Source organism: Xanthovirga aplysinae (genome assembly GCF_009711365.1).
Lineage (GTDB): Bacteria > Bacteroidota > Bacteroidia > Cytophagales > Cyclobacteriaceae > Xanthovirga > Xanthovirga aplysinae.
On the sequence record NZ_SMMB01000472.1, the window covers coordinates 1 to 1,802 of the forward strand.

Sequence of the window (1,802 nt, forward strand, 5' to 3'; positions counted from 1 at the left end):
AGTGTAATAATGGAAAATGGATGAATTTTTAGTCTTTGATTTCAGTTTGTTGTTTAGGCTTTAAGAAATTCGTTTGTAGTTTTTCAAATTTGGAAAATGGAAGAAGCAGATTATCAGATTGGAGAGAAAATCGTTTTAACCCATGGGATAATGGGCGTTGAGGTGGATTTTAAGAATGAAGAGTGGATTCCTGTTGGGACCGAAGGAGTAGTGAATGACTACCATATTGGGGGAACCTATCGGATCGTATTCCTGATAAAGGGGGAACCTTTTAGATGTGTGGTAAATAAACAATATTTAAAGGCAGCCATTAAAGGGGCAGCTGCCTAATGCTATTTATAAAACATTATGGGCATTCTTTGGAGATGCTCTTAATGCTTGCTTTTATATTTGAGAGGCACATGGACTACTTTTTTCGTTTTGAAAAAGTCTTCCTGGAAGTAATCCGATAAATTATAAATGACAAAATTGCTTTGGGCTTCTTCTAATTCTTCACTCAATTCTCCCCCTTTCAGGTAAAGAATGCCATTTTTTAATGTGTGGTTTGATTCCTTTTTGACTTTGTTACGCACCCATTTACGAAATGCTGCTAAGCGGGTAACTGCTCTACTGATGATAAAGTCGTATTCCCCTTTTATGTTTTCAGCTCTTATTTGTTCTGCTTTAACATTTTCCAGGCCTAAAGCCTCACTAATCGCATTTACCACCTTTATTTTCTTACCGATGGAGTCTACCAGATGAAATTGTGTTTCAGGGAATAGAATCGCTAATGGGATACCAGGAAAACCACCTCCGGTTCCGACATCTAATATTTCGGCTCCTTTATTGAAGGTCATTACCTTTGCAATCCCTAAAGAATGTAAAACATGACGAAAGTAAAGTTCATCTATATCTTTTCTGGAAATGACATTGATTTTAGCATTCCATTCGGTATACAGGTCGTACAACTGGCCGAATTGCTTTTTTTGTTTGGGGGTTAATTCTGGGAAATAGCTAAAAATGAGTTCTACAGTCTGCATGAAGGCTTTTGGAAAATGAAAAAATTCTAACTAATCGGCAAAGGTAGCATAATTAATATTGAGGAGTTAAGAATGAAGGGTGAAAATGAACAATAAGAATTAAGTATAATAAATGAAATTTATTAAGTCCTAACATTTAAATCCTAATTCTTAATTCCTTAAATGTGCTGTTCCTTTCCTTTCACTAAATCATACATGAGTTCACGGGCTCGGTGTAATTGTGCCTTTACGGTTCCCAGGGGAGCACCTAATTCTTTGGCAATTTCCTCATAAGAAAGCTCGTCAAAATACCTGAGTTTCACCAATCGTTGGTATTTTGATGGTAATTTGGTGACAAACATCCGTACTAACTCAATTTTCTGGCTTTTAATGGCTTCTTCCTGTGGGTCCAGATTTTGGTCCTGAACATCAATATTTACCGCTTCCCCGTTGTCATTTTTAAAAGAGGTGTTTAAACTGAGAGTTTCCAATTTCTTCTTACGAATAAAGTCGATGGAATTATTTGTAGCGATACGAAAAAGCCATGTGCTAAAGGTGTAATCCTTTTTAAAGCGATGCAGGTTTTTAAAGGCTTTAGCAAAAGCCTCAATTGTAAGGTCTTCTGCATCATCCACATTTCTTACCATTTTGAGAATCATATGATATACCGGCTTTTTGTAGCGCTTCATAAGCTCTGCATAGGCGTGATCATCATTTTCCTCTGTGGCTTTATCAATGAGTTTAAAGTCTTGTAAAGCTTTTTCTGAGAAGTGCTTTTTTTTATTTACTTCCATCTAACTTGTT

3 protein-coding genes are annotated in these 1,802 nt (G+C 36.2%); 1 reads left to right on the plus strand and 2 read right to left on the minus strand.

Annotated elements, in window-relative coordinates:
* Positions 1–96: 96 nt before the first annotated feature.
* Positions 97–330 carry a hypothetical protein gene (locus E1171_RS01880; protein ID WP_155203519.1) on the plus strand — a complete coding sequence of 78 codons (234 nt, stop codon included), beginning with the start codon at positions 97–99 and terminating at the stop codon, positions 328–330.
* 41 nt (positions 331–371) lie between these two features.
* Here the strand turns inward: E1171_RS01880 and rsmG are convergent, their stop codons facing one another.
* Both rsmG and E1171_RS01890 read right to left on the minus strand, forming a co-directional pair.
* Positions 372–1,019 carry a 16S rRNA (guanine(527)-N(7))-methyltransferase RsmG gene (gene rsmG / locus E1171_RS01885; protein WP_155203522.1) on the minus strand — a complete coding sequence of 216 codons (648 nt, stop codon included), beginning with the start codon at positions 1,017–1,019 and terminating at the stop codon, positions 372–374.
* A 158-nt stretch (positions 1,020–1,177) separates the two neighbouring features.
* Positions 1,178–1,792, minus strand: a complete 615-nt coding sequence (locus E1171_RS01890) for an RNA polymerase sigma factor (protein ID WP_155203526.1) — start codon at positions 1,790–1,792, stop codon at positions 1,178–1,180.
* Positions 1,793–1,802: the final 10 nt, after the last annotated feature.

Excerpts from the sequence above, each read along its gene's own strand:
- E1171_RS01890 (WP_155203526.1), bottom strand. The coding sequence starts at position 1,792 with ATGGAAGTAAATAAAAAAAAGCACTTCTCAGAAAAAGCTTTACAAGAC.
- rsmG (WP_155203522.1), bottom strand. The coding sequence starts at position 1,019 with ATGCAGACTGTAGAACTCATTTTTAGCTATTTCCCAGAATTAACCCCC.
- E1171_RS01880 (WP_155203519.1), top strand. The coding sequence starts at position 97 with ATGGAAGAAGCAGATTATCAGATTGGAGAGAAAATCGTTTTAACCCAT.